Source organism: Streptacidiphilus sp. MAP12-33, from assembly GCF_041261265.1.
In the GTDB taxonomy this organism is placed as follows: domain Bacteria; phylum Actinomycetota; class Actinomycetes; order Streptomycetales; family Streptomycetaceae; genus Streptacidiphilus.
Genome location: NZ_JBGCCA010000077.1, coordinates 1 through 6,361 on the forward strand (window position 1 = coordinate 1; position 6,361 = coordinate 6,361).

Consider the following 6,361-nt stretch of genomic DNA (forward strand, 5'->3'; position numbering starts at 1 on the left):
CGGCCCGTTCCGACGAGTGAAACTCTAGCTGATTTCTTCGGTCGGAACCAAATCCACCAGCCATTCTCGAAAATGGCAGCACGAATGAACCATTCATACGATCAGATTCGAGGGGGGTTCGTCGTCCACACACGCTCGCCATGCAGGCGCCGCGGGGACAACTCGAAGGACTCTACACGTCTCCGTGGGTCGGGTCAACACCCGGCGGATGGGCCGCCCTCGGGGCTAGCGTGCCCGGCATGAGCGCCGATGGCTGGCTGGCCGACACCAGGACCTCGTACGACACCCTCGCCACGACCTACGTGGACTGGGTGCGCGACCTCCTCGACCGAACGCCCTACGAGCGCGCGGCACTGGCGCTCTTCGCCGACCAGGTACGCGCCGGCGGCCAAGGGCCGGTCGCGGACGTGGGGTGTGGAACCGGCAGGATGACCGCACACCTGAACAAGCTGGGGCTGGACGTGTTCGGGATCGACCTCTCGCCCGCGATGGTCGAGGTCGCGCGGCGGGAGCATCCGGGTCTGCGGTTCGAGGTCGGTTCCATGACCGAGCTCGATCTCCCCGAGGCCTCGCTGGCCGGCCTGCTCGCCTGGTACTCGCTCATCCACATCCCCGACGACGTGCTCGGCCCGGTCCTCGCGCGTTTCCAGCGGATGGTGCGGCCCGGCGGTCCGCTCCTGGTGGCCTTCCACGTCGGTGAAGGATCGGAGCTGAAGACCCAGGGGTACGGCGGACTTCCCATCAAGGCCTACATCCACCGGCGCAAGCCGGACGAGCTGGCCGAGCGACTCGACGACGCGGGCTTCGAGGTCGAGGCGCAGATGACGCTCCGCTCGGCCGAGAGCAGCCTCGGCGGAATGCTGTTCGCACACCGCCGTCGCTGACATCGCTCGACCGGTAGGCGAATCAGGCCGCCGCCTCGGCAGGTGTGACCGCCGAGGGCACCTCCTGGCCGACGACGACACGACGGCGCCGGGTCGGCATCCCGAGCAGCGGGTGGGCGACGCTCCAGGCGGCGATCTTGCAGATCAGTTCCTTGTACACGGCGGCGAGCCGCCCGGTCAGGGCCGCGTTCTTTGCGCGGTCGTCGGCCGTGACGTACTGGATCAGGCCGTCCTTGCGGCCGAGCGAGATGCACTGGTTGAAGTACCTGATCGGCACGGTCAGGACGGTGCCGCCGGCCAGGCGTGCGGCGATGGCGTCGGCGGCCTGCCAGGCGGTCGGCACGCCCGAGGCGCAGGACATGCGCAGGGGCTTGTCGCCGGGGCCGGTGACCATGGCCGCGTCGCCGATCGCGTACACCTCCGGGTGGGAGAGCGAGCGCATGGTCGCGTCGACCACGATCTGGCCGGCGTCGGTGACGTCGAGCGTCGTGGCCCGGGCGATCGGGTGGACCCCGAAGCCGACGGTCCACACGGTGACCGCCGCCGGGATGGCGGTTCCGTTCGCCGTGGTGACGTGGTCCGCCTCGACCGCCGCGACGGAGGTCTGCTCGTGCACGGTGATGCCGAGCCGGTCGAAGGTGTTCCGCAGGTGCTGCCGGCCCTTCGGTGCCAGCCAGTCGCCGAGGCCGCCGCGGGCGGCCAGGGCGACGTCCAGGTCGGGACGCGCCTCGGCGATCTCGGTCGCGGCCTCGATGCCGGTCAGTCCGCCGCCGACGACGACCACGGGCTGTCCGGCGCCGAGGGCCGCAAGGGCCTCGCGTAGCCGCTGCGCACCGGGACGGCCGGCGATCTCGTGGGCGTACTCGGCAGTGCCCGGCACGCCCTGGGTGTTCCAGCCGCTACCGAGGGCGTAGACGAGGGTGTCGTACTCCAGCTCGGCGGCGGCGCCGTTCGCGTGCGTGACGGCGACGGACCTTCGGTCGACGTCCACGCCGGTGACCTTCGCGAGCTTCAGTTCGACGCCGGTGCCTTCGAGCATCGTGCCGAACGCCCGGGGCTTGAGGTCCTGGCCCGCGGCCAGCTGGTGCAGACGGACCCGCTCGACGAAGTCGGGCTCGGCGTTGACGAGGGTGATGGAGATGTCCTCCCGGTGCAGGCGCCTGGCGAGGCGTCCGGCAGCGGTCGCTCCGGCGTAGCCGGCTCCGAGGACGATGACGCGGTGCTGCATGTCCCTGCTCCTGTCTGGGGCCCAGTGGTCTGGGGCGCTGTCGTGCCTGCACCCCTTTGACCGGGCAGCCCGTCGATACCTGACAGGAACGTGGTGTGAAGCAGGTCACATCCTCAGAAGGCGGCGACCAGCGGCTCCCCGTGCTCGGAGGCGGCCCACCGCTCCGTCGCCCGCTGGAGCTTGTCGGGGTTGACCTGGTTGCGGAACGTCGCGATGCCCTCGTCCGTCACCTCCAGGGACATGACGCCGACCACCCGCCCGTCGACCACCGCCACGAGGGCGGGCGCACCGTTGGCCACCGCCGTGTAGATGTCGGCCGACCCACCGACGAGCGCGCGCTTGGCCTTGCCGGGTGTGAACAGGCCCCGCATGAACTTCGCGACCGCCAGGGCACCCTCGACGGACTTCGAACGGACGGGGATCGTCCCCCCGCCGTCGCCGACGGCGACAACGTCCTGCGTCAGCAGGCGCACCAGTGGCTCGGTCCGGCACTGGTCGCGGCGGCCAGGAACTCCTCGACGACGCGCCGGGCGGCCGCCTCCTCGACCTCGGTGCGGACCTTGCCCTCGGCGACACGCTTCCTGGCGCGGTGGAAGATCTGCTGGCTGGCCGCCTCGGTGAGGTCGAGGATCTCGGCGATCTCCCGGTGCGGGTAGTCGAAGGCCTCGCGCAGCACGTACACGGCCCGCTCGTTGGGAGAGAGCCGTTCCATGAGGGTGAGGACGGCGTATGACACCGACTCGCGCTGCTCGGCGCTGTCCATCGGGCCCAGCATGGGGTCCCCGGCGAACAGCGGCTCGGGCAGCCACTCCCCCACGTAGGTCTCTCGGCGCGCGCGAGCCGAACCGAGCTGGTTCAGGCAGATGTTGGTGATGACCTTGGTCAACCACGCCTCGGGGACCTCGACGCGCTCGGCGTCGGTGGACTGCCACCGCAGGTAGGTCTCCTGGGCGGCGTCCTCGGCCTCGCTCGCCGACCCGAGGAGACGGTAGGCGATGGCCTCCAGGCGGGGCCTGAAGGCCTCGAACCGCTCCACGTCCCCCGCGCTCAGAAGCATGGCCCGATCGTAGACGAGCCCTCCGCATCCGGTCCGCCGGAAATTCTCGCGCGATCGTGTCGATCGGCGGCGGCGCCGTTCGACCTGGGATAGAGAGGGTCGGACAGCGACCCCGAGCTACCCGAACAAGGAGCCGAAGATGGCGAAGTACATGCTGATCATGCGCGGCACGGACGAGTCCGTCGCCAAGATGATGGAGACGCCCTTCGAGGAGATGCTCGAGACGGTGGGCCGCTTCAACGAGACACTGATCCGGGCGGGTGTGCTCGTCGCCGCCGAGGGTCTGGACGACCCGTCCCAGGGCGTGGTGGTCGACTACAGCGGGGAGACCCCCGTGGTCACCGACGGCCCGTACGGGGAGACGAAGGAACTCTTCGGGGGCTTCTACCTGCTCGACGTGGCGTCGAAGGAGGAGGCGGTGGAGTGGGCCAAGCGGATGCCCGCCATCAGCGGGTCGAAGTGCGAGATCCGTCGGGTGCCGGGCATCGAGGAGTTCCCGCAGGACAACGAGTGGATCGTCAAGGAGCGCGCGTGGCGCGAGCAGACCGGCCAGGTCTGACACCTGCCGACGCCGACGGCCCGCCGAGCGCCGAGGAGGCGCGGCGGGCCGTCGAGGCCGTCTGGCGGATCGAGTCCCCGCGCATCGTCGGCGCCCTGGCCCGCTACACCGGGGACTTCGCCCTGGCCGAGGACGTCGCCCAGGAGGCGCTCGCCGAGGCACTGGTCAGCTGGTCGCGCGAGGGGACGCCGGCCAGCGCCGTGGGCTGGCTGCTGGCGACCGCCCGACGACGGGCCATCGACGCCTTCCGGCGCAGGTCCGCCCTCGACGAGCGCTACGCGCTGCTCGCCGGCCCGCTGACCGAGGGCGACTTCGCCACGGGTGTGGGCGTGGGCAGGCCGGCCGGGTCCGCGGCGGACGCGGCGGCGGACGGGCTGCCCTGGGATCCCGACCGGGTTGACGACGACGTCCTGGCGCTGATGTTCACCGCCTGCCACCCCGTGCTCTCGCGCGAGGCCCAGGTGGCCCTCACCCTGCGCGTGGTGGGCGGCCTCACCAGTGAGGAGATCGCGCGAGCCTTCCTCGTCCCGACGGCGACCGTCCAGGCGCGGATCACCCGGGCCAAGAAGACCATCGCTGCCGCGCGCGTGCCCTTCGAACTGCCTCCCGCCGAGGAACGAGGTGCGCGGCTCGGCGGCGTGCTCGGCGTGCTGTACGTGATCTTCACCGAGGGGTCGACCGCCACCGGCGGCGATCAGCTGCTGCGTCCTGATCTCGCCTACGAGGCCGTCCGGTTGGCCCGGACCCTCGCCGCGCTGTTGTCGGCCTCCCGGCCCGACGCGGAGGTCTACGAGCTGCTCGCCCTGATGGAACTCACCGCCGCGCGCTTCCCGGCTCGCACCGGCCCGGACGGGGAGGCGGTACTCCTGGAGGACCAGGACCGACGCCTGTGGGACCGGTCCGCGGTCCGCCGCGGTCTGGCCACACTCGGAAAGGCGACGGCCACCGGCCGCGGCCTCGGCCCGTACGGCCTGCAGGCCGCCATCGCGGCCTGCCATGCGACGGCACCCTCCGTGTCGGAGACCGACTGGGAGAGCATCGTCCTCCTCTACGAGGCCCTCGGCCGGGTGGCGCCCTCACCCGTGGTGGAGCTCAACCGGGCCGTCGCCGTCGCCATGGCGAGCGGACCGGACGACGCGCTGCGCCTGGTCGACGAACTGGCGGTCTCAGGACGCCTGTCGGGCTCGCACCTGCTCCCCACCGTCCGCGGCGAACTCCTGCTCCGGCTCGGCCGGAACGCGGAGGCCCGCGCCGAACTGGAGCTCGCCGCCCGCCTGTGCGGCAACGCGCGTGAACGAGCCGTGCTGCTGCGGAAGGCCGCCGGCGTGCGGTGACGACGATGACCGTCGACCGTAGGATCCGCTTGCGACGGAAGGCTCGTGAAGCCACGTCAGGAAGGCACGGGATATGCCGAACCGCTGGGTCGGAGTGACCATCGACTGCGTCGATGTGGAGCGCGTCGCCGCGTTCTGGGGCGCGCTGCTGGACCGTCCGAAGGGACCGTCCATGCCTGGCTGGATCTACCTCGGGGAGTTGGACGACCCCCAGCCCCGACTCGTCTTCCAGCCGGTGAACGAACCCAAATCCGGCAAGGTACGACTGCACATCGACGTGAAGGTCGACGACATCGACCAGGGCATCGCCCAGGTCCTCGCTCTCGGCGGTCGGCACACCGGCGAACGCCACGAGTACGAGGAGGGTGTCGTCGTGGTGATGGCCGACCCGGAGGACCACGAGTTCTGCATCGCCCAGCACTACTGACGCCTCAGACCCCTCCGCTTCGAGGGTTGGACAGCTCGAGGGTCGGACCGTCAGACCGACAGGACGCTCACTCGGCTGCCGCACAGCCGGCCCAGGTCGTCGACGTCCGAGGTCAGGACCGCGGTCGGCCGCTGCTGCCGCAGGGCCAGCTCGGCGACGGTGGCGTCCAGGGCGTACTTGTGCCCGTGGAGGCCGGCCTCCCTCAGGAGTGCGGAGGCAGCGCGTGCGCTCTGCTCCGTCACCGGCTCGACGCGGGTCTGGGAGAGCACCCAGTTGAGGCGGGCCTGGTTCGTTCGGTCATGCGTAGCCTCGATGATCGTGTTCGCACACACCACGAGGTCGGCATCCGACTCGCGCAGGACGGCGAGCTTCGCCAGCATCCTGCGGTTCTGGCCCACCCAGGCGGAGAGCGCCTCACAGTCCAGGACGACGGACGCGAACGCGGCGCTCACGCCGCATCGGCCCCCGGACGCGCCTCGCCGGCACCCAGTTCGGCTCGCGCCTCGGCCAGCTCCTCCTCGGTGAAGGCGCCGAACTCCTGCTGGTACTGCTCCAACTCGGTGGCGAGCAGCTCCCGCCTGATCTGACGGGCGACGGCCTCGGCCACGTAGCCCGAGACGTTGTCCGTGTGCCGCTTGATCTCCTCGACCAGTTCGGTCGGCAGAGTGACCGTGATTCGTGTCGTGGACGCCATGGATCGAGCATACTGCGGTATGCATCTTCGGGCACCGATAACGCAGTGAAGCCCCCTGACCGGAGGTCAGGGGGCTTCACTGGAATAGTTGTTCGGCGGCGTCCTACTCTCCCACAGGGTCCCCCCTGCAGTACCATCGGCGCTGTGAGGCTTAGCTTCCGGGTTCGGAATGTAACCG

The 6,361-nt window shown here is 70.6% G+C and carries 7 protein-coding genes, 1 rRNA gene and 1 pseudogene; 4 read left to right on the top strand and 5 right to left on the bottom strand.

What is annotated here, in order from left to right; all coding sequences use genetic code 11:
• Nucleotides 1-239 precede the first annotated feature (239 nt).
• Nucleotides 240-884, top strand: a complete 645-nt coding sequence (locus tag ABH931_RS39505) for a class I SAM-dependent methyltransferase (RefSeq protein ID WP_370124811.1) — start codon at nt 240-242, stop codon at nt 882-884.
• Nucleotides 885-906: 22 nt separating this feature from the next.
• Here the strand turns inward: ABH931_RS39505 and ABH931_RS39510 are convergent, their stop codons facing one another.
• Together ABH931_RS39510 and sigJ are read right to left on the bottom strand one after the other, a co-directional pair.
• Nucleotides 907-2,112 carry an NAD(P)/FAD-dependent oxidoreductase gene (locus ABH931_RS39510; RefSeq protein ID WP_370124813.1) on the bottom strand — a complete coding sequence of 402 codons (1,206 nt, stop codon included), beginning with the start codon at nt 2,110-2,112 and terminating at the stop codon, nt 907-909.
• Between the two features lie 113 nt (nt 2,113-2,225).
• Nucleotides 2,226-3,169 (bottom strand): annotated as a pseudogene (sigJ, locus tag ABH931_RS39515) (RNA polymerase sigma factor SigJ).
• Nucleotides 3,170-3,308: 139 nt separating this feature from the next.
• Between sigJ and ABH931_RS39520 the strand changes: the two are divergent.
• The 3 genes from ABH931_RS39520 to ABH931_RS39530 all read left to right on the top strand — a co-directional run bounded on the left by ABH931_RS39520 (nt 3,309) and on the right by ABH931_RS39530 (nt 5,489).
• Nucleotides 3,309-3,728, top strand: a complete 420-nt coding sequence (locus ABH931_RS39520; RefSeq protein ID WP_370124814.1) for a YciI family protein — start codon at nt 3,309-3,311, stop codon at nt 3,726-3,728.
• The gene (locus ABH931_RS39525) at nt 3,701-5,062 is read left to right on the top strand and encodes an RNA polymerase sigma factor (protein ID WP_370124816.1); all 1,362 of its coding nucleotides are present in this window, start codon (nt 3,701-3,703) and stop codon (nt 5,060-5,062) included. The genes ABH931_RS39520 and ABH931_RS39525 overlap by 28 nt, the downstream gene beginning before the upstream one ends.
• 73 nt (nt 5,063-5,135) lie before the next feature.
• Entirely contained in the window at nt 5,136-5,489 is a 354-nt protein-coding gene (locus ABH931_RS39530) for a VOC family protein (RefSeq protein ID WP_370124818.1), read from the top strand.
• A gap of 50 nt (nt 5,490-5,539) precedes the next feature.
• Here the strand turns inward: ABH931_RS39530 and ABH931_RS39535 are convergent, their stop codons facing one another.
• The 3 genes from ABH931_RS39535 to rrf all read right to left on the bottom strand — a co-directional run.
• A complete protein-coding gene (locus ABH931_RS39535) occupies nt 5,540-5,941 on the bottom strand; it encodes a DNA-binding protein (protein ID WP_370124820.1) in 402 nt (133 codons plus the stop codon).
• The gene (locus ABH931_RS39540; RefSeq protein WP_370124821.1) at nt 5,938-6,183 is read right to left on the bottom strand and encodes a type II toxin-antitoxin system CcdA family antitoxin; all 246 of its coding nucleotides are present in this window, start codon (nt 6,181-6,183) and stop codon (nt 5,938-5,940) included. Before ABH931_RS39540 ends, ABH931_RS39535 begins: the two co-directional genes overlap by 4 nt.
• 90 nt (nt 6,184-6,273) lie before the next feature.
• A 5S ribosomal RNA gene (gene rrf, locus ABH931_RS39545) occupies nt 6,274-6,361 on the bottom strand; the annotation flags it as partial.